Raw genomic sequence first — 19,768 nt, 5'->3', positions numbered from 1 at the left:
GTCAGAACGGGTAGGGGGCGATCCGGGGGCGCGCGGTCAGCCACTGGGTCTCGGTGAAGGCCTCGATGTTGGCCTCGGGGCCGCCGAAGCGTGACCCGGTGCCGGAGGCGCCGACGCCGCCGAAGGGGGCGTTGGCCTCGTCGGAGACGGTCTGCTCGTTGATGTGGACGATGCCGCTGGGAACCGCGTCCGCGATGGCCATGGCGTCGCCGACGTCACCGAGGATGCCGAGGGAGAGTCCGTACTCGCTCTCGGACGCGAGAGCGATGGCCTCCTCCGTCGTGGCGAAGGGCACGACGGGCGCCACGGGGCCGAACACCTCGTCCGTCCAGGCGGGCATCGTCGGGGACACGGCCGCCAGCACGGTCGGGGCATAGAAGAGGTCCTGGTAGGTGCCGCCGGCGGCGAGCCGGGCGCCGGCGGCCACGGTCCGCCGCACGAGGTCGTCGACGCGCCCGAGCTGCCGGTCGTCGATGAGCGGGCCGAGCGCGACCTGACCGGACGCCGGGTCGCCGACGGGCAGGTGGGTGGCCTTGGCGGACAGGGCTTCCACGTAGGCGTCGTGCAGGCTTTCGTGGACCAGGTGGCGGCCGGTGGACATGCATATCTGGCCCTGGTGCATGAAGGAGCCGAAGGCGCCGGCGGAGGCGGCTAGCGCCAGGTCCGCGCCGGGCAGCACGATGAGGGCGTTGTTCCCGCCGAGTTCCAGGTGCGTGCGCTTGAGATGGCGGGCACCCAGCTCTCCGACCCGGCGGCCCGCCGCCGTGGAGCCGGTGAAGGAGACGACGCGGACCTCGGGAGCGGTCACCACGGCCTCGCCCACGTCGGCGCCGCCGGGCAGTAGTTGGAGGAGTCCCTCCGGCAGACCGGCTTCCTGGAAGATCCGTACGAGGGCGACTCCGCCGCACACCGCCGTGCGCGGGTCGGGCTTGAGGAGTACCGCGTTGCCCAGCGCGAGGGCCGGGGCGACGGAACGGATGGACAGGATGACCGGGAAGTTGAAGGGTGCGATGATGCTGACCACGCCCGCCGGGCGGCGCCGGGCGAAGCTCCAGCGTGCCTCGTCGGACGGCAGCACAGTGCCGTGCGGATGGCTGGGCAGCGCGGCGGCCTCGTAGCACTCCTGGGCGGCGATGTGGGTCTCCAGCGCCGCCTTGGCGCGGATGGCGCCGCTCTCGCGGACGATCCAGTCCTGGATCTCCTCGGCGTGCGCCTCCCACAGCGCGCCGGCCCTGCGCAGGACGGCGGCCCGCTCCCCGGGCGGCCGGGCCGCCCACTGGGCCTGCGCGGCCGCCGCTCGGGCGGCGGCCTTGCGCGCGTCCTCCGCGTCGGCCAGCCCGATGGCGCCGAGCCGGTCCCCGGTGGCGGGCTCGATGACGGGGGCGGCCCCGCCGGAACCGTCGGACCAGCCGTCGGTAAAGATCTTCGCAGTCCATGTGTCCGCGTTGAGAAGGCTCACGATGCACTCCCTGAAGTGATTAGACATCACACTATTGTCGAGTATCTGAATATCGCAAGACCTGTGCCCAGATGGTCATTCCACCTGCAGAAGCCTTGTTGCTGGCATGGCCAGACTGCTTAGATGTCTCAGATTGTTGACTACTCCGCAGGAGGCACCGATGTGCTCGATGCACCCCACGGCGGCAGCGGCGCCCCAAGCCGCGACCGCGACCACGACCCTCGACCACGTCGGACTGTCGGTCCGTGATCTCGACGCGGCCGTCGTCTTCTACACCAAGGCCCTCGGACTCACCGAGGAGTTCCGCTTCGAGGTCGAGGACCAGCGCATGCGTGCTGTGGTGCTGCGCAGCGCCGACGGCTACGCGGTGGAGCTCATGTCCCGCCCCGATTCGGTCCCCTCGCCCCCCGCGTCCGACCCGAACTCGGCCGTACTGCGCCAGGGCTACGGACATTTCTGCCTTCGGGTGACCGACTTGGACGGTCTCTACGACCGAGTGCTCGCCGCGGGCGCATCGGCGATCGTGCCACCGGGCCCGGCCCCCCACCCCGATGTCCGCTTCGGCTATCTCGCCGATCCTGAAGGCAACCTGATCGAGCTGATCCAGATTCGCGAGGGAGCAACGCTGTGACCGGCACACCGTTCATGGAGGGGAAGTCCGGATTGGTGACGGGCGGCGCCGGCGGTATCGGCCGGGCCAGCGCGCTCGCCTTCGCACGGGCGGGTGCCGCGGTGGTCGTCAGTGACCTGGAGAGCTGCCGGGACGGCGGGGAGCAGACGGTCGAGCTGATCGGGAAGGAGGGCGGCCGTGCCGTCTTCGTTCCCTGCGACGTCACCCGCGAAGCGGACCAGGAACGGCTGGTCGCCGAAACCGTACGAGCTTACGGGCGGCTCGACTTCGCGCTGAACAACGCCGGCGTCGAGCACCAGGCGAGCCTCGTCGACATGGAGGCCGCCGACTTCGACCGGGTCATCGCCGTCAACCTCAAGGGCGTCTGGCTGGGGTTGAAGCACCAGATCCGGCAGATGCTCGCCCAGGGCGGCACCGGCGCGATCGTCAACACATCGTCGCTGGCCGGGCTGGTGTCGCCGCCGCTGCTCGGAGCGTACGTGGCGAGCAAGCACGGTGTGCTCGGCCTCACCAAGACGGCCGCCGTGGAGTACGCCGAGTCCGGAATCCGGGTGAACGCCGTGTGTCCTGCCTCCATTCGCACACCGCTCATGGACGCGCTGACGGACGATCAGCTTGCCCAGTGGGTCAGCCGCATGGCCATGAAGCGGCTCGGCGAGCCGGAGGAGGTCGCGGCGGCGGTGGTGTGGCTCTGCTCGGACCAGGCGAGCTTCGTGACGGGGGTCGGTCTGCCGGTCGACGCGGGGGCGTCGGCGATGTGAACCCTCCGGCGGAGGAGGACGAGGCAAGTGCCGGGCGTGACCCGCGAGTTCGGGTCCCCCGGCACTCTTGTGTCCGAACACCTCTGCGTGAGACACGTCGGGCCTGCGGCCTGGTGCCGCGGGCTCGACTCACGTATGTCTGTCAGAAGCCGTTGCACGCCCTCCACGCTGGCCGGGACCGGCGCCAGCCCCAGTGAGGCGACGATCTCCTGACACGACATCACCCTGTGCCTGTCTGACCGGTGTTCGGCCAGTGGGGATTCGAGGTTCGCGGCGGCTGACCGCGCGAGGCCGCAGCCGGGAGCACCCGCTGACGCACCGTCATACTGCGCGTCAGCGGGTGTTCGGGTCAGACGTGGTCGAGCTGCCGGACCGGGTTGGTCGCCGGGGTGTTGGCGGTCGGTGTGGGAGCGGGCAGGCGGGCGCCTTCGATGTCGACGTCGGGCAGTACGCGGTCGAGCCAGCGGGGGAGCCACCAGGCACGGTGTCCGAGCAGGGCCATAACTGCGGGGACGATGGTCAGGCGGACGACGAAGGCGTCGAAGAGCACGCCGAAGGCGAGGGAAAAGGCGATCGACTTGATGACGGGGTCGTCGGTGAAGATGAACCCGCCGAAGACGACCATCATGATCAGTGCGGCGGCGACGACCACGCGTCCGCTCCTGGCCACGCCGTGGGCGACGGCTTCGCGGGCGTCGCCGGTGTGCTCGAAGTGTTCGCGCATGCGGCTGACCAGGAAGACCTCGTAGTCCATGGCGAGGCCGAAGAGCACTCCGACGAGCAGGACGGGGAGGAAGGCCACCACGGGTGCGGCGGCGGCGACTCCGAAGGCGTCGGTGAGGTTGCCGTCCTGGAAGACCCAGACGGCGAAGCCGAGGCTGGCCGCGGTGGACAGCAGGAAGCCGAGTACGGCCTTGAGGGGGACCAGCAGTGACCGGAAGGCGATGGTCAGCAGGACGATGGCCAGGACGGTGATGATGGCGATGAACAGGGGCAGTGCGTCGGCCAGTTTGGCGGAGACGTCGATCGCGGTGGCGGTGGTGCCGGTGACGTACATGACGCCGCCGGCCTGGGTGACGGCTTGCTTGTCGTTGTCGCGCATCCGGTGCACCAGGTCGGTGGTGGCCTGGTCGTCCGGTCCGGTTGTGGGGATGACGCTGAGGAGGGAGACCGTGCCGGCCTGGTTGGTCACCGGCGGGGCGACGGCGGCGACGCCGGTGTCGCCCCGCAGCGTGTCGGCCAGGTTGTCGAGGAGCGCGGTGCGCTGGGCGTCCGGGACGCGGGCGGTGTCGACGGCGACGGTGACGGTGGCGTTGTAGCCCGGCCCGAGTCCCTGGCCGAGCAGGTCGTAGCCGCGGTGCTGGGTGCTGGCGACGGGTTGGGTCTCGCTGCCGGGCAGGCCGAGACGCAGGTGGCCGACCGGCAGCGCGACGGTTCCGAGAGCCGCCAGGCAGACGAGCAGGGCGGCGACGGGCCGGCGGGTGATCATGCGTGCCCAGGCCAGGCCCCACGCCCCGGCGGAGTCGGGGCGTGCGCTCCGGGAGCGGCGCTGCTTGGCGCGGGGGCGCAGCCGTTCACCGGCGAAGGCCAGCACGGCCGGCACGAGGGTGAGCGAGACCAGGACGGCGAGGAGCACGGTGAAGGCCGCGGCCAGGCCCATGACGGTCAGGAACGGGATGCCGGTGGCCGACAGGGCCGCCAGCGCGATGATCACCGTGAGGCCGGCGAACGCCACGGCGCTGCCCGCGGTGGCGGTGGCGCGACCGATCGAGTCCTGCACGTCGAGCTCGTCGTCACCCTGGCCGGCCAGCTGCTCGCGGTGGCGGGACACCAGAAACAGGGCGTAGTCGATGCCGACGGCCAGGCCGATCATCAGCGCCAGGGTGGTCGCGGTCTCGGTCATCTGGACGAACCCGGCCACGAACTCGACGCCCAGAACGCCGATCGCCACTCCGACGAAGGCGGTGACCATGGGCAGTCCGGCCGCGACCAGCGACCCGAGGGCGAGGGCGAGTACGAGGAACGCGACGACGATCCCGATGATCTCGGCAGGGTCGCTCACCGAGACGGTCGGATCCATTGCCGAGCCGTCGTACTCGACCGTGAGGCCGGTGTCCCGGGCCGGTCCCATCGCTGAGATCAGCGCATCGGTTGCGGACTTCGGCACCTCTCCTGCCGCCTTGGCGAACTGGACGTCGGCGAAGCCGATCGTGTGGTCGGCGGACAGCGTCTGGCCCGTCACCGGGTCGGACACGGAGATCACCCCGGGCACCGAGGCGGCGTTGTGCAGGCTCGAGGCGATCGCGGCCTGCTCCTTCCCGCTGAGCAGCGTGGCACCGGGCGGTGCGGCGAACACCACGCGTGCGTCGGCGCCGGCAGCTTCCGGAAACTCCTTCTTCAGCAGGTCCGTGGCCCGCTGCGCCTCGATCCCCGGCACGCTGAACTGTGTGGAGAGGTTCCCGTGGAGGGTGATCCCGAGCCCGCCCACCACCGCGAGCAACAGCAGCCAGCCCGCCACCACCCAGCGCCGGCGGCGCGCCGCCCACCGGCCAAGTGCGTACAACTTTCCAGCCATGACTGTTCCCTGTCGCCGATCCGTCGAGACGACTGCAGCCTAAGCTAAATTTGCAGTGCGCTGCAATATTGCGAGGAGCTGTAACTTTGCAGTAATCTTGGCGCCATGGTGAAGCAAGGTCTGCGGGAGCGCAGTAAGGCAAGGCGCAGCGAGGCGGTCATCCGTGCCGCCTTCGAGTTGTTCGCCGAGCAGGGCTACGACGCCACGACGGTCGCCGAGATCGCGGAACGGGCCGAGGTCTCGCCGCGCACGGTGGCCATGTACTTCCGCTCCAAGCAGGACATCGCCATGTCCAAGTTCAGCGAGGGCGCGGACCGGCTGACCGAGGCGATGCGCAACCGGAGCCCCGACGAGCGCGCGGTGGACGTCCTCGGGCGGTGGCTGCTGGCGGAACACGAGTCGGGCGATGACGAGATGGTCGAACTGGAACGCCGCATGTTCGTCGCCAACCCCGAACTGGCTGCGCTGCGGACGGCACGGATGGACGCCGCCATCCGCGAATCGACCAGAGTCGTCGCCGAGGATCTCGGCGTCGCCCCGGAGACCGTCGGCCCCCGGATGGTGGCCGTCGCGGCGACCGCCATCATCATCGAGCTCTTCACCGGCACCCAGGAGTCCGACCTCGAACAGGCCGCGGTGGTCGCCCTGCGCCTCATTGAGGCGGCCATCGAGTCCCTTCCTCGGGACGCCGGCTAGCGCCGGGTGTCCTTGGGTCTCGGCCAGTTGCGGCGAAGGGGGCACCTCCCGGCCGAAGGCTGGGCGAGCGTGCATGAGGGTACCTCCCGCCCCCCTTGGGGCCGGGGGAAGCGTCGCGACGGGGCGAAGGTTGCCTGCCGCGGCATTGGCACCGCACGCCGGCTCTCCGCACTTTCAGAAGTGGTGCACCCCGTGGGCGAAAGCGCGAGCGGTCACCAGGGGTAGGAGCGCCAGGGCCGCGGGGATCGCGAAGGCGAGGCGGAACGCGGGGTGGGGTGTGGGCCGGGTCCGGGGTGTGTCTGGGGGCCCGGGAATCGACCAGCGGGAGCAGGGCTGCGGGCCGGGGGTCTCTGGGGGTGGTTCACGTGCCGGGGGCGGGGTGCGCTGCCGGCGTCCGGTGGTGCGGCCGGTCGGCGTCGCCCGGGTGAGCTGGAGCGCGGCGGGGCGGGGCTGGTGCGGTGTCCGCGCGGTGTGGTGCGCGGCGGTACGGCTCGGTGATGATGGCCCGACGGTCTCCGGGGCGACGCCGAGATCCTCGGCGACGACTCTGGTCGATTCGCGGATGGCGGCGTCCATCCGTGCCGTCCGCAGCGCAGCCAGTTCGGGGTTGGCGACGAACATGCGGCGTTCCAGTTCGACCATCTCGTCATCGCCCGACTCGTGTTCCGCCAGCAGCCACCGCCCGAGGACGTCCACCGCACGCTCGTCGGGGCTCCGGTTGCGCATCGCCTCGGTCAGCCGGTCCGCGCCCTCGCTGAACTTGGACATGGCGATGTCCTGCTTGGAGCGGAAGTACATGGCCACCGTGCGCGGCGAGACCTCGGCCCGTTCCGCGATCTCGGCGACCGTCGTGGCGTCGTAGCCCTGCTCGGCGAACAACTCGAAGGCGGCACGGATGACCGCCTCGCTGCGCCTTGCCTTACTGCGCTCCCGCAGACCTTGCTCTCAGACTGCTCGCAAGTTACAGCCCACCGCAATGTTGCAGTCCACTGCAAACTTAGCTTAGGATGAAACTCGCCCGCCCCGGCGGCCTCGACTCCCTCCCCACCGATGACCTGGACCGCGCCAAAGCCGCATCTGGGACCTCCTGCACCGAAAGGCCACCCCATGACCCCGACCCGGACCATCCTGATCACCGGCTGCTCCTCCGGCATGGGCCGGCAGGCCGCGCTGGCCCTGCACCGGCTCGGCCACCGCGTGTACGCCACCGCTCGCCGCCCCGAGACCCTGGCCGACCTGGCCGCGCTCGGCATGTCCACCCTGCCGCTCGACGTCACCGACGAGCAGTCGATGGCCGACGCGGTGGCCGCCGTCGAGGCCGAGCACGGCAGCGTCGACATCCTGATCAACAATGCCGGATTCGGGCTGCACCTGCCCGTGGAGTCCGCCGCCCCGGCCGAGGTCCGCGCCCAGTTCGACACCAACGTCTTCGGCCTGGTCCGGATGGCCCAGCTGGTGCTGCCGGGCATGCGCCGCGCCGGGCACGGCCGGATCATCAACCTCTCCTCCATGGCCGGCCGCTTCTCCCCTCCCGGCGGCGCCTTCTACCACGCCAGCAAGCACGCCGTGGAGGCGATCAGCGACTCGCTGCGCCTGGAGGTCGCGCCTTTCGGCATCGAGGTCGTCGTGGTCCAACCCGGGCCCACCATCACCGAGTTCAGCGGCACCGCGGTCGGCACCATGGCTCCCGCCACGGACGCCGCCGACCCGTACGCCGGCTTCCGCGCCAAGCTCGCCGACATGTACGCCAACCACGCCTTCACCCGCCGCAGCGGCGCCGTCCCCGCCGAGGCCGCCACCAAGGTGATCGTCCGCGCCGCCACCACCACCAAGCCCCGCGCCCGGTACGCGATCGGCGCGCTCGCCCGCGCCACCATGCTGGCCAAGCGCCTGCTCCCCGACGCCGCCTTCGACGCCCTGATGCGCCGCAGCTTCCCGCTTCCCGAGGCGGCCTAGTGGTGGGCATCGGTTCGATTGAGGTGACTCGGTCGGGTGATCTCCAGCCGGTTCGCGCATGAAGGCAGGGCCTCCTGTCCAGCTCGGGATTGTCGAAGTCCAAACGAGCCGGCCAGGAGGCCCTGTGGCGCAGTCTTGCGTTCCTATACCCGTGTCGTCCAACTCGGCTACCCGGTCGTGTGATTGCCTCGCTCACCGGTTCGGGAATGCGGGCGACCGTCCGGACCGTGCGCGCGGCTACGACTTGGACATGACGGACACCGAGTGGGTCATCGTGCGGGACGCGATGCCCGTGCCGCCGTGGCTGCAGGGACGGGCGGGCAGCCGGAGGGCTACTGCCACCGGCAGATGTCGGACGCCGTGCGCTCCCTGGTCGACAACGGCATCAAGTGGAGGGCGATGCCGACGGACTTCCCCGCCTGGCACCGGGTCTACGCCTTCGCGCGGCGGTGGCGCGCGCGGGGCCTGCTGGCTGAGTTCCACGACCGGCTGCGGGGCATGGTCCGCGAGGACGCCGGCCGCGACCCGGAGCCGACCGCCGCGGTGATCGACGCGCAGTCCCTGCGCGCGGCGGCCACGGTGCCGGCGTCCTCACGCGGATACGACGGCGCGAAGAAGGTCCCCGGTCGCAAGCGCCACATCGTGGTCGACTGCCTCGGCCTGCTGCTGGCCGTGCTGGTCACCGCCGCGCCCGGCGGCGAGCGTGAACCGGCCCGGGGTCGGCTCGACGGCCCAGGCCCGATCCGCCAGCCGCTTCATCTTCGAGCGCACGCCCTCCACACTGGCCGGGACCGGCGCCAGCCCCAGTGCGGCGACGATCTCCTGACACGTCATCACCCTTTCCCTGTCTGACCGGCGTTCGGCCAGCACGGACAGGATGCGCCGGTAGTCCAGGGCCAGTACGTTTCCGCCGACAACGCGGGCCGCACACCGGGACGACCGAACCCGCACAAGCCACCCGCGACGGCACGGCGGCGGGCGCGTCCGGGACGGACACCGGCTCCGACACGCAAGGTCCTCGGCCGGTGCCGGGCCCTCGAGTCCGGCTTCCACGGGCCTCGGCGCGGACAGGACCTCGCCGACCCGCTGACGCGTGATCAGCCATCCCTGCCAGTCCGTCTCCGCCTCGGCGAGTGCGGCGAGCACCCGGTCTGCTTCCTCCCGCAGCCCCTCCACGCGCTCACGCGCGGCCAGCTCCCGCTCCTCCAGCAGACCCACGACCGACGCCATCTTGGCGCCTTCACCCACGAGGCAACCCGACCCGCCGAGCCTGCCTCGCCAACACCGACATCACGCCTGAGCTGCGGAAACACACCCATTAAGTTCGGTACGACAACGGCTTCTCAGCGCAGCGCCCGCGCCCTGATCCCCTGCTTGCCGGGCGAGAAGATGCCCTGCGGGTCGAGGCAGTCCTTGACGGCTTCGTTGAAGCGGCGCTGGGCGTGGCCGCCGAAGTCGAAGGTGTCGGCGACAGTGTCCATGTGGCGCAGGTGTGTGCGGTAGACGCCGTAGCCGCGGCGGGCGCCTTCCGGGATGAGCCGGCCGATCACGTCGTACGCGTGCCGGGTCTGCGCCGCGTCGGCCGTGTTGAACCACAACGAGGTGATGTTGACGAAGGCGCGCGGGGTGAGCATCAGGGAGGTGGCGTAGTCCAGGCCTTCTGCCGCGAGGGCGGAGCGCAGCCAGCGGTTCTGCTCCAGCGCCTCCTCGCCGGTGAGCGGGGCGACGGGGGAGTAGTCGAGGTGGCCGCCCACGCCGTGTTCGTCCCAGCTGAGGTTGTCCAGCAGGTCGAGCGTGGGGACGCCGGCCTGGGTGGTGTCGGACTGGTGCCGGATGCGCGGCAGGGCGGCGGCCGGGCCGTCCGGGATGGGTTCGACGGGCGCCGTGAGCCGGTCGACGGCGGTGGCGCCGTCGTATGCGCGAGCGGTGAGGCGGGCGCCGGGGATGGCCTCGAAGGCGCGGCGGCAGATCTCGTACTGCTGCTCCACGATTTCCGCGTGGCCGTACAGGGCGAAGCGCATGTACCAGCGGCCCGTGTCCGTCTCGCGGGCTATACGGTCGATGGCCTCCTCCGGAAGCGCGCCCTCTCCTCGGTACCAGTACTCGCGGGGGACACCGCTGAGCGCGCCGCCGACGAGCATCGTGTTGTACGCGATGGGGTAGTTGGGGATGGTGCGGTCCAGGAGCAGCGGGCGGACGGTGTCGACGAGGGCGACGATGTCCTCCTCGCGATCGACCCGCACGTCGCAGGACATGTACACCTCGGGCTGCGGTACGAGCCAGCAGCCCATCTTGGTGACGATGCCGTAGTTGGACTGCATGAACATCCCGTCGGCCGACGGACCGAAGCCGGGCTTGCGGACGGGCCAGGACGGGTTGCCCTTCATGGCGCCCATGCCGGTACGCAGCAGGGAGCCGTCAGCGAGGACGACCTCCATGCCGCTCTGGCGGCCGGGGTGGTCGCCGAGCGGCGTGAAGCCGACGCCGTGATCGAGGCAGTTGCCGATGACGCTGCCCCAGCCGAGGTCGGGGATGGAGGGCCACAGGGCGAGGCCGCGCCGCCGGATCTCCTCGAAGAGGTCGAAGAAGCGCACACCGGGCTCGACCACGCAGTACGCGAGGTCTTCGTCCAGTTCCAGGATGCGGTTCATGCGACGCAGGCTGACCGAGACCGAGCCGGTGGTGGCCGGGGCCGGACCGCCGTATCCGTTGTTGCGGCCCTGGGAGAACGTCCACAGCGGCAGGCTGTGTTCGCCGGCGATCCGGACGACGGCCTGGACCTCCTCGACGGTGGCGGGCGAGACGACAGCGGAGGGGATGTGCTCCTGCCAGGAGGCGTGGGCGTAGGGATCGCGGTACGGCAGCAGGTCCTCGGGGCGGTGCAGGACATGCTCCGGGCCGAGGGCGGCGGAGAGAGCGGCCAGGGCGTCGGCGGAGAGGGGCGGTCGGGTCATGACGGGGAGTCCTCGGCGTTCGTGCGCAGCAGGTACGCGGCGCTCAGCTTGTCGGGGTTGTCCTTGAGCTCCTGTGCCGTGCCGCTGAAGCGGATGCGGCCGCCTTCCAGGATGTGGGCGGTGGTGGCCAGGGCGAGGGCGACGTGTGCGAACTGCTCGATGAGCAGGACGGCCGTTCCGGCGGCGGCGACGTCGGCCAGGACCGGCATCAGACGCTTGACCACGACCGGCGCCAGGCCCAGCGACAGCTCGTCCACGACCAGCACGGACGGCCGGGAGGCGAGTGCCTGGGCCAGGACGACCATCTGCTGCTGCCCGCCGGACAGGGCACGGGCGGGGGTGTGCCAGCCTTGCCTCAGCTCGGGGAAGAGCTCCAGCGCGTACTCGACTCCGGTCCGGCGGGCCTCGCGGCCGAGGGAGTAGACCGCGGCGTGCAGGTTGTCACGGACGGTCAGGCTGGGCAGCAGCCGCCGTCCTTCGGGTACGACTGCCACCCCGGCCGCCCGCACCTTCTCGGGTCGGCGTCCCGTCAGCTCGCGCTCGCCGAGCAGGAGGCGCCCGCCGGTGGGGCGCAGGATGCCGCCGAGCGCGAGGACCAGGGTGGACTTGCCCGCGCCGTTGGGGCCGAGGAGAGCGGTGACCTCTCCGGCGGGGATGTCGAGACGTACGTCGTGCAGCACGGTCCGGGTTCCGCGTGCAACACGGAGCTCTTCGACGTGCAGCGCGGGCGCGGTGGTGACGGTCATGCGATCTCCTCGGTACCGAGGTAGGCCCGCACGACATGCTCGTCGCGCAGGACCTCCTGGGTGGGACCGGCGGCGACGAGTCGGCCGAAGTCGAGCACCGCGGTGACGTCGCAGCAGGCAGACACCAGGCTCATGTCGTGGTCGACCAGTACGGTCATGGCGTCCAGCTCCGCCGGGATGCGGCGGATCACGGCACCGATCCGGCCCGTCTCCTCGTCCGGCAGCCCCGCGGCGGGTTCGTCGAGCAGGACCACGCGGGGGCGGCCGACGACCGCCCGGGCGAGCTCGACCAGCCGTCGGTCCCCCGCGCCCAGGGCGGCGACCGGGGCCGTGGGGTTGACGGAAAGGCCGACGAAGTCCAGGGCGGTGAGCACGTCGCGGTGGCGGTCGCGATGGTGGCCACCGGTGTGCTCGTGGACCATGGCCACGTTGTCGTACACCGACAGTTGCTCGATCGCCTGCTCGGTCTGGAAGGTGCGGCGCAGCCCCCAGCGGGCTCGGCGGTGGCCCGGCAGGGCCAGCAGGTCGTCACCGAATGCCAGCACGCGGCCGGTCGCCGGGGTGACGAAGCCGCTGAGTACGTTGAAGAAGGTGGTCTTGCCGGCGCCGTTGGGGCCGATCAGGCCGCAGGCGCCGCCGGGCAGCGTCAGATCCACGGCCTGGATGGGGGTGACGCCACCGAAGCGTACGGTCAGCTCACTGATCTCGATCATGACGTGGTCCTCCGCACCCGGACCCGGGCACCCAGCCGGGCCAGGTCTCGGCTCAGCTGGCCGGCGATGCCCTGCGGCGAGGTGACCAGTGTCTGCACGAGGCCCACCCCGAAGACGATCAGCAGGACGTTGCTGCTGACCCCCCAGGTGTCGAGCAGGGCGGGCATCGCCTTCAGCATCAGCCCTGCCACGACGGCTCCGGCGAAGTGGTACATGCCCGCCATCAGCAGGGCGGCCAGCAGAGTGATCGACTCCTGCGCGGGGAACTGGTAGACCGTCAGCCCGCCCGCGCTGGCCGCCAGCAGGGCCCCGGCCACACCGGTCATGAAGCACGCCAGGGCGAAGGCCCACAGCTTGTACAGGGTGACGTTGATCCCGGCGGCCACCGCCGCGTGCTCGCTCTGCCGGATCGCCGCCCAGGCCCTGCCCGGCCTGCCCCGGGTATGGGCGATGGCCAGCAGGAACATCAGGGCGCACACCACGACCGTGTAGCGGAAGTACGCGGTGTCACTGGCGGCGACGGCGGGCCGGGCCAGCGGCACGGTGCCGGATTTCACGGAGTCGTAGCCGAGGAAGCCGGGGCCGCCGTTGGGGAAGTTGGTGTTGGTCAGCACGATGGTGACCGCGGCGGCCAGCATGAGGGTGATCAGGGCCAGGTACAGGCCGGACAGCCGCAGGGCGGGGAGCCCGATGACGATTCCGATCAGGCCGGTCACCACACCGGTGGCCAGCAGTACCAGCCAGAACGGCAACGCGCCGGTCTGGCCCAGCCGTTCCGCGGTCCAGCCGCCGACCGCGAGCATCGCGATCTGGCCCAGTGAGATCAGCCCGACCCGCCCGTACAGCACGCTCAGACCCAGGGCCGCGACCGAGAACACCGCCGCGGCGGTGAGGACCTGGATCCAGTACGCGCTGGTGAACAGCGGCAGCAGGAGCGCGGCCGCCGCCGCCACACCAGCCGGCCAGGCCGCCGCCGACAGGGGCTGCCGCAGCCGGTGCCCGATGGCCGCCGTCGGGTGCCGCGCATGGTCCGGTGCGGTGGCGCCGTGTGTGTCTTCGAGGACGTTCATTCGTCAGACCCTTGTCTGTGACGGGCGGCGGACGGCCATGACCAGCACGACCGCTATCGCCACCAGGAACGGCGTCATGGACCGGTAGGAGGACAGGCTCGCCACGGGAGTGAGCAGGGACTGGGCGATCCCGATGACGAGGCCGGCGGCCAGCGTGGCCCACAGCGACTCCAGCCGTCCGACGAGGGCGGCGGCCAGCCCGGAGATGATCAGGAACGTCAGTCCGTTGATGTCGAGGCCGACCAGGTTGGACAGCACGATGCCCGCCACGCCGAAGACGAGGCCAGAACCCAGCCAGGCGGCCGCCTCCACCCGGCGTACCGGTACGCCCAGCAGCGCGCTGCTCTCCCGGTCGTCGGCCAGCGCGCGCATCGCCGTGCCCAGCGCCGTGCGGTCCAGGAACAGCGCGGTGACGGCGGTGAGCAGCAGGCCGAGCGCCAGGCTGACCAGCTGGGTGCCGTTGACGTGGACGGTGCCGAGGACGATGCCCCAGGCGGTCGTGGGCAGGGAGAGGGAGTAGGTCTGCGCGCCCCAGATCCAGGACATGGTGCCCAGCAGGCCGAGCGTGAGACCGAGCGTGGCCGCGGCCTTGACCAGCGGTTCGCGCTGGGCGAGCCGGGGACCGAGGAGCAGCCCGTACAGCAGGGTGATCGCCGCCGACAGCGCCACGCCGAGTGCGGCCGCGGGCCAGACGGACAGGCCCGCGGTGGTGGCCAGGGAGCAGGCGGTGAAGGCACCGACGGCGCCGACCGCTCCGCCCGCCAGATAAAGCACTCCGGTGGTGCGGTACAGGACCACGATGCCGACGCCGGAGAGCGAGAACACACCACCGAGAGCCAGTCCGAGAACGAGGAAGGGCAGAAGGCTTGGCATGGGAGACGTCCCGTTCCGATCAGCCGCCGGCGGTCAGCCGAGACCGATCTGCTTCTCGTATGCGCGGATCGTGGCGAAGTGGTTGTTCGGGAGGGCGGGGATCTCCGAGCAGTCCTGGGCCTGCGTCCACTGACCGCTCTTCGGAGTGATGGTCCGGGTGGTGTTGTTGGCGGTGTGGAACGCCTGGGTGCCGAAGTACCAGGGCTTGCAGTACAGGTCGGACCGGTAGTCCTTGACACCCTTGAACGCCGCGCCCACGGTGGCGGTGGTGTAGTCGCCGGACTTGATGCTCAGCAGCGCCTGGACGGCGATCCGTGCGGCGGTGAAGCCGAGCTGGCCGAAGTTTCCGAGCTGGGTCTTCGGGGCGTACTTCTGGCGCAGCTGGAGATAGAGCTGGTTGTCCGGACCGGGCGAGCTGGCCAGGTTCATCTCGGCGTTGACACCGAGCTTGCCGTCCCAGACGCTGCCCAGCTGCTGGAGCATCGACTGGTCGTTGCAGCCTGCCGGGCAGCCCCATATGGCCTGGTCGATCAGGCCCTGCTGCTCGATGGCCTTGAACACCTTCAGCGCCTCACCCGCGTTGAGGTTCACCACGACACCGCCGCCGGCGCCCGCGGCCTGGGCGGCCTTGAGCGCGAGCCCGTTGGCGTCGGCGACCGGGACGTTCTCCACCCAGGCGGTGACCGGGACGCCGGCCTTCTTGCCGAGCGCCTTGATGCTGTCGTTGATGGCGTTGGAGCCGGGTGTGTTGCTGGTGAAGACGACCAGCTTCTTGGCGCCCTTGTCGAGCAGGTACTGGGCGGTGGCCAGCGCGCTGTAACTTGCGCCGACGTTGATCGGCGCGATGGCGGGGGAGTTGAAGCAGTCGAGGGCCAGGCCCGCGTCGATGCCGTAGACGGCCTTCTTCTCGTAGGTCTTGGCGTTGACCGAGCAGTCCAGGACGCTGCTGCTGGCGGTGAAGCCGACGACCTTCTCGGTGTCGATCAGCTTGGTCGCCAGGGACGCGGTCAACTGCGGGTCGAGCGCGTCCTTTTCCACGACGAGTTTCACGGGGCGGCCGTTGATGCCGCCGTTGGCGTTGACGCAGGAGAAGTACGCGTTCGCCATGTCGGTGACGTCGGTGAAGCTCAGCCCGGGGGTGTCGGAGACGATGGCACCGAGCTTGATGGCCGGCCCGGTGGCCGTTTTCCCGTTGCCGAGGCCGCACTTGGATGCCTTGGACGGCTTCGCAGAGGAGGCCGCGGCGGCGCCGGTGCCGGTGGAGGCGCAGCCGGTGGCCAGCAGGGCCAGGAGGGGTGCGCAGGCGGCGACGGTGAGCACGCGGGTGCTCGTGGATCTGCGCGGGCGATTGCCGTTGGTCTTCACAATGGGCTCCGTTGCTCATGGTGGTCGGCTGGGGCAAAGGGGAAGGGAGACAGGGCGCGCGGGCGGAAGCGGGTCAGCGGCTGGGCGACACGTCGCGCAGGTGGCGCAGTCCGGAAGGCCAGACGCCCTGCTTGCCGGGGGAGAGAATGCCGTGTGGGTCGAGCGCGTCCTTGAGCCGCTCGTTGAAGCGGCGCAGCGCGTGATCGCCGAAGTCGAAGGTGTCGGCGACGGCGTCCATGAAGTCGACGTGTGTGCGGTAGACGCCGTAGCCGGCCCCGGCGAGGGCGCGGACCAGTTCGGGGTAGAGCCGGTAGGCGTCGCCGGTCTGCTTCTCGTCGCAGGGGTTGAAGTAGAGCTGGGCGACGTTGGTGATGTGCCGCTGGCCAAGGATCATGGCGGGGTCGTAGTCCAGCCCGCTGCCGCTCAGCTGGTCGTCCAGCAGGGCATGCACCCGTACGACGTCCTCCCCGCGCAGGGGTGAGACGGTGGAGAAGTCGAGATGGCCGCCTCCCTCGCCGCTGTACCAGGACAGTGCCCGCATCAGGTCCAGGCTGGGGATGCCCGCCTGGACCTGGGCGTTCTGATCGCGGGCGGTGTCGTGTACAGCGTGTCCGGCGAACTTCTCGCCGACGACGTGGACGCCGGGGATGACCGACAGTGCCTTCCTGATCCGGGCGAGGCGGGCGTCGACGATGCCCTCGGTGCCGTACAGCGCGAAGCGCATGTTCCAGCGGCCGAGGCCCATTTGCCGGGCGAGCCGGAGAACCGCCTCCTCGGGTACGGGGCCGGGACCGTCGTACACCTCGGCACGGGTGGGTGCGCCGTCCATGACGGAGGCGATGAAGAGCGGATGGCCGATGGCGGGGTGGTTCTGGATGGTGCGGTCCAGCAGGAGGGGGCGAAGCGCGTCGATGAGGACGGGCAGGTCCTCCTTGCGGGGCACCTGGACGCCGCCGGAGAGATAGCACTCCGGCTCGGGCATCAACCACACTCCCGCCCGGGTGACGATGGAGAGTCCGGACTGCTTGAACAGACCGTCGGCCGTGGGACCGAAGCCACGGGGGTAGGCGTGCCAGGCACGGTTGCCGGACATCGCGCCCATACCGGTGCGCAGCAGACTCCCGTCGGGCAGGACGACCTCCAGGCCGCACAGCCGGGCGGCGTGGTCGCCGTCGACGGTGTATCCGATCCCGTGGTCGAGGGCGTTGCCGATGACGCTGCCCCAGCCGAGGTCGGGGGCGGAGGACCAGACCTTGTGACCGCCGGCGCGCAGGTGGTCGTACAGGTCGAAGAAGCGCACACCGGGCTCGACGACCGCGTAGGCCAGTTCCTCGTTCAATTCGAGGACGCGGTTCATGCGGCGCAGGCTGACCTGCACCGATCCGGGGACGCGGGGGGCGGGTCCGCCGTAGGCGTTGTTGCGGCCCTGGGAGAAGGTCCACAGCGGGACGCGGTGCTCGCCGGCGATGCGGACGACCGCCTGGACCTCTTCGACGGTGGCCGGCATGACGACGGCGGCCGCGGTGTGGTCGCTCCAGCCCGGGTGGGAGAAGGGGTCCCGGAAGTCGTCGATGGTTTCGGGGGCGGTGAGGACCGCGTCCGTGCCGAGCGCCGCGACGAAGGCGTTGGCGGCGGCGTCGGACAGCGGGCGGACGGTGGTGTTGGAAGATGGCTGGAAAGGCACGTCGGGCCTCCCGGACATGCGGGCCGGCTCGGACCCGCGGGTGCAGAAAAATACTGAGAGATCTAACTGATTTCTGGAAGCAACGCCGGGGTCACACCCACGTCAATAGGGGTGTCGAGCAACGGTGCCAGCAGGTCAGCGGCCTGCTGTGGCGTGACGACGTCCGCTGGATCCATGCGGTGGACCTCGCGTGAGGCGCGGTCGACGTAGACGTGTTCGCCGAGCAACCTGACGTCCTCGTCGTAGGGCCAGATGTTGGCCACTTTGTGGGTGACGAGGTAGTGGGCGTCGAGGTCGTCGACGTCCTCGCCCATCGCGGGCTTCATCAGCGCACCCGGGATGATCTGCCCCAGTAGTGACTCGATGGCCAGTCCCCAGTCCGCGACCGCGATGCGCTCGGTGAGCGGGACGAGCACGTTCAGTCCGGCGTCGGTCATCGTGCGGTAGAAGCCGGCGACGGCGTCATGGCCGTCGAAGACGGCGGTGTTGTCGCCTTCGGCGATGCGGTAGACGGGGTGGGGCACGGTCAGATCCGGGTCGAGGATCTCCGGCCAGCGGCCGGACACCTCCAGCATGGCGTGGCGGCGGAAGTTGGTCAGGATCGCCCGTTGGCGGGGATCGGTCGCGAGGCCGAGCTGGCGCTCTGCCTCGCGCGGGACGTTCAGGACGTCCAGTCGCGGCACGACGGCCGGAATGAGGCGCACGGTGCGCTCCTCTCACTCTGAAGCGGCCTCAACGTAGCAACCAATTAATTAGAGGTCTAGGTACCGGGCGGGTGTGAATTACTAAGACATCGAGCTAGTCTCGGGCGTATGGAGATCACCATGAAGGGCAAGGCCGGGCTGGTCACCGGCGCGGCAGGCGGCATCGGACGAGCCGCCGCCGTGGCATTCGGGCGCGCCGGGGCGGCGGTCGTCGTCGCCGATCTGGGCAGTCGGCGCGCCGCCGGACTGGAGACCGTGCGGCTGGTCGAGCAGGTCGGCGGACGGGCACTGTTCGTCGCGTGCGACGTCACCGAGGCCGACGAGTGCACCGCACTCGCGGCGACCGTGGCCGAGACGTACGGGCGGCTGGACTTCGCGCACAACAACGCGGGTATCGCTGTGCAGGGCAGCGTCACCGACACCGACGAGGCGGCCTTCGACCGTTGCCTCGCCGTGAACCTGAAAGGGGTCTGGCACGGTCTGCGGGCCCAGATCCCCCTCATGGCCGCGTCGGGTGGCGGTGCGATCGTCAACACCGCGTCGCTCGCCGGGCTCATCGGCCTTCCGCAGGGCGCCGCCTACACCGCGAGCAAGCATGCCGTGGTCGGTCTGACCAAGACCGCCGCCATCGAGTGCGCGGACCGGAACATCCGGGTCAACGCGGTCTGCCCGGCGGCGGTCCGCACCGACATGACCGCCGCTCTGCCGCCCGAACTCCAGGCGCAGGCCGTAGCCCCCCAGGCGATCAAGCGATTCGCCGAACCGGAGGAGATCGCCGGTGCCGTGCTCTGGCTCTGCTCCGACGCGTCGTCCTTCGTGACAGGGACCGCTCTGCCTGTGGACGCGGGGGCCACCGCGTCGTAACCGGGCAGGATGTGCGGCGAGCCGGGCATATGCTGAGACCTCTCAGTAACTTCTCCTATGGTGAGGACAGAGTCCCTTCATGTGGTCGAGCCAGTCCCAACTCCCCATCCCCGGCGATCCGGCCGAGGCCGACGCCCAGGCCGTCGAGGCCGTGCGATCCTTCGCGCCGGACGCGGACATCGACGCGATGCTCATGATCTTCGGACTGGTAAGAGCGGCTGAACGGCTCCAGCAGGACTTCGAGGTCAGCGTCCAGCGCCCGGCCGGCCTCACCTGGGCGGGCTTTCGTGCCCTGTTCGCGGTCAAGACGGTCGGCGAACTGACCCCGCTGCAGCTCGCCCGGCTGACCAACGTCTCCCAGGCCAGCGTTTCGGCGGTGCTCAACACCCTGGAACGCAAGGGACTCATCCGGCGCAGCAGGTCGGACAAGGACGGCCGGTCGGTCACCATCCAGCTCACCGACTACGGACACGACGTGGTCGGTGAGCTCTTCGCACGCAACAACGCCCGCGAGGCCGAGTGGGCCCGAGCCCTGACCGCCCGCGAGCGCGGCACCCTGATCCGGCTGCTGCAGAAGATCCGTCGGCATGAGGTCAGCACCATCACCGACGCCACCCGAGTGGTGAACGGTGACGTCGGCACGCCGTGAGCCTTCGCAACGAACCGATGGGCGAGGCGGCGTGCCGCGCGGTGTCGGCTGACGGCGTCGCCGGCGCC

Annotated in this window: 18 protein-coding genes; 7 read left to right on the top strand and 11 right to left on the bottom strand. The window is 70.5% G+C overall.

The window, feature by feature from the left end; genetic code table 11:
* Position 1: 1 nt before the first annotated feature.
* On the bottom strand, positions 2–1,459 hold the full coding sequence (locus tag ACIBW9_RS35030; protein ID WP_398961048.1) for a benzaldehyde dehydrogenase: 1,458 nt from the start codon (positions 1,457–1,459) through the stop codon (positions 2–4).
* A gap of 160 nt (positions 1,460–1,619) precedes the next feature.
* Here ACIBW9_RS35030 and ACIBW9_RS35025 point away from each other — a divergent pair, with 160 nt between their 5' ends.
* Both ACIBW9_RS35025 and ACIBW9_RS35020 read left to right on the top strand, forming a co-directional pair.
* Entirely contained in the window at positions 1,620–2,090 is a 471-nt protein-coding gene (locus ACIBW9_RS35025; protein WP_398961047.1) for a VOC family protein, read from the top strand.
* Positions 2,087–2,851 (top strand): glucose 1-dehydrogenase, encoded by a 765-nt coding sequence (locus tag ACIBW9_RS35020; protein WP_398961046.1) that lies wholly within the window; start codon positions 2,087–2,089, stop codon positions 2,849–2,851. The genes ACIBW9_RS35025 and ACIBW9_RS35020 overlap by 4 nt, the downstream gene beginning before the upstream one ends.
* 349 nt (positions 2,852–3,200) lie before the next feature.
* Here ACIBW9_RS35020 and ACIBW9_RS35015 read toward each other — a convergent pair whose 3' ends face one another.
* Positions 3,201–5,426 (bottom strand): MMPL family transporter, encoded by a 2,226-nt coding sequence (locus tag ACIBW9_RS35015; protein WP_398961045.1) that lies wholly within the window; start codon positions 5,424–5,426, stop codon positions 3,201–3,203.
* 105 nt (positions 5,427–5,531) lie between these two features.
* On the opposite strand from ACIBW9_RS35015, the gene ACIBW9_RS35010 reads away from it, so the two are divergent.
* Positions 5,532–6,122 (top strand): TetR/AcrR family transcriptional regulator, encoded by a 591-nt coding sequence (locus ACIBW9_RS35010; protein ID WP_099935573.1) that lies wholly within the window; start codon positions 5,532–5,534, stop codon positions 6,120–6,122.
* 174 nt (positions 6,123–6,296) lie between these two features.
* On the opposite strand, the gene ACIBW9_RS35005 is transcribed toward ACIBW9_RS35010, so the two are convergent.
* Entirely contained in the window at positions 6,297–7,019 is a 723-nt protein-coding gene (locus ACIBW9_RS35005; RefSeq protein WP_398961169.1) for a TetR/AcrR family transcriptional regulator, read from the bottom strand.
* Positions 7,020–7,229: 210 nt separating this feature from the next.
* On the opposite strand from ACIBW9_RS35005, the gene ACIBW9_RS35000 reads away from it, so the two are divergent.
* Both ACIBW9_RS35000 and ACIBW9_RS34995 read left to right on the top strand, forming a co-directional pair.
* Positions 7,230–8,078: an SDR family NAD(P)-dependent oxidoreductase gene (locus ACIBW9_RS35000; RefSeq protein ID WP_398961044.1), complete on the top strand. Its 849-nt coding sequence runs from the start codon at positions 7,230–7,232 to the stop codon at positions 8,076–8,078.
* 300 nt (positions 8,079–8,378) lie between these two features.
* On the top strand, positions 8,379–8,930 hold the full coding sequence (locus ACIBW9_RS34995) for a transposase (protein WP_398961043.1): 552 nt from the start codon (positions 8,379–8,381) through the stop codon (positions 8,928–8,930).
* Positions 8,931–9,421: 491 nt separating this feature from the next.
* Here the strand turns inward: ACIBW9_RS34995 and ACIBW9_RS34990 are convergent, their stop codons facing one another.
* The 8 genes from ACIBW9_RS34990 to ACIBW9_RS34955 form a co-directional block, all read right to left on the bottom strand.
* Positions 9,422–11,032: an FAD-dependent oxidoreductase gene (locus ACIBW9_RS34990; RefSeq protein ID WP_398961042.1), complete on the bottom strand. Its 1,611-nt coding sequence runs from the start codon at positions 11,030–11,032 to the stop codon at positions 9,422–9,424.
* Entirely contained in the window at positions 11,029–11,778 is a 750-nt protein-coding gene (locus tag ACIBW9_RS34985; RefSeq protein ID WP_398961041.1) for an ABC transporter ATP-binding protein, read from the bottom strand. The genes ACIBW9_RS34990 and ACIBW9_RS34985 overlap by 4 nt, the downstream gene beginning before the upstream one ends.
* Entirely contained in the window at positions 11,775–12,491 is a 717-nt protein-coding gene (locus tag ACIBW9_RS34980; protein WP_398961040.1) for an ABC transporter ATP-binding protein, read from the bottom strand. Before ACIBW9_RS34980 ends, ACIBW9_RS34985 begins: the two co-directional genes overlap by 4 nt.
* Positions 12,488–13,561 (bottom strand): branched-chain amino acid ABC transporter permease, encoded by a 1,074-nt coding sequence (locus ACIBW9_RS34975; RefSeq protein WP_398961039.1) that lies wholly within the window; start codon positions 13,559–13,561, stop codon positions 12,488–12,490. Before ACIBW9_RS34975 ends, ACIBW9_RS34980 begins: the two co-directional genes overlap by 4 nt.
* Positions 13,562–13,564: 3 nt before the next feature.
* Entirely contained in the window at positions 13,565–14,434 is an 870-nt protein-coding gene (locus ACIBW9_RS34970; protein WP_398961038.1) for a branched-chain amino acid ABC transporter permease, read from the bottom strand.
* A gap of 33 nt (positions 14,435–14,467) precedes the next feature.
* Positions 14,468–15,799 (bottom strand): ABC transporter substrate-binding protein, encoded by a 1,332-nt coding sequence (locus tag ACIBW9_RS34965; RefSeq protein ID WP_179436254.1) that lies wholly within the window; start codon positions 15,797–15,799, stop codon positions 14,468–14,470.
* A gap of 73 nt (positions 15,800–15,872) precedes the next feature.
* Positions 15,873–17,483: an FAD-binding oxidoreductase gene (locus ACIBW9_RS34960; protein WP_398961037.1), complete on the bottom strand. Its 1,611-nt coding sequence runs from the start codon at positions 17,481–17,483 to the stop codon at positions 15,873–15,875.
* A 62-nt stretch (positions 17,484–17,545) separates the two neighbouring features.
* Complete coding sequence (locus ACIBW9_RS34955) at positions 17,546–18,187, bottom strand: hypothetical protein (protein WP_398961036.1); 642 nt, start codon at positions 18,185–18,187, stop codon at positions 17,546–17,548.
* 108 nt (positions 18,188–18,295) lie between these two features.
* On the opposite strand from ACIBW9_RS34955, the gene ACIBW9_RS34950 reads away from it, so the two are divergent.
* Entirely contained in the window at positions 18,296–19,051 is a 756-nt protein-coding gene (locus ACIBW9_RS34950; RefSeq protein ID WP_398961035.1) for an SDR family oxidoreductase, read from the top strand.
* A gap of 79 nt (positions 19,052–19,130) precedes the next feature.
* Positions 19,131–19,700 carry a MarR family winged helix-turn-helix transcriptional regulator gene (locus ACIBW9_RS34945; protein WP_398961034.1) on the top strand — a complete coding sequence of 190 codons (570 nt, stop codon included), beginning with the start codon at positions 19,131–19,133 and terminating at the stop codon, positions 19,698–19,700.
* The last annotated feature ends 68 nt before the right edge of the window (positions 19,701–19,768 follow it).

Source organism: Streptomyces sp. NPDC049541 (assembly GCF_044465725.1).
Taxonomy (GTDB): Bacteria; Actinomycetota; Actinomycetes; order Streptomycetales; family Streptomycetaceae; genus Streptomyces.
This window is presented reverse-complemented; position numbering and strand designations above follow the sequence as displayed.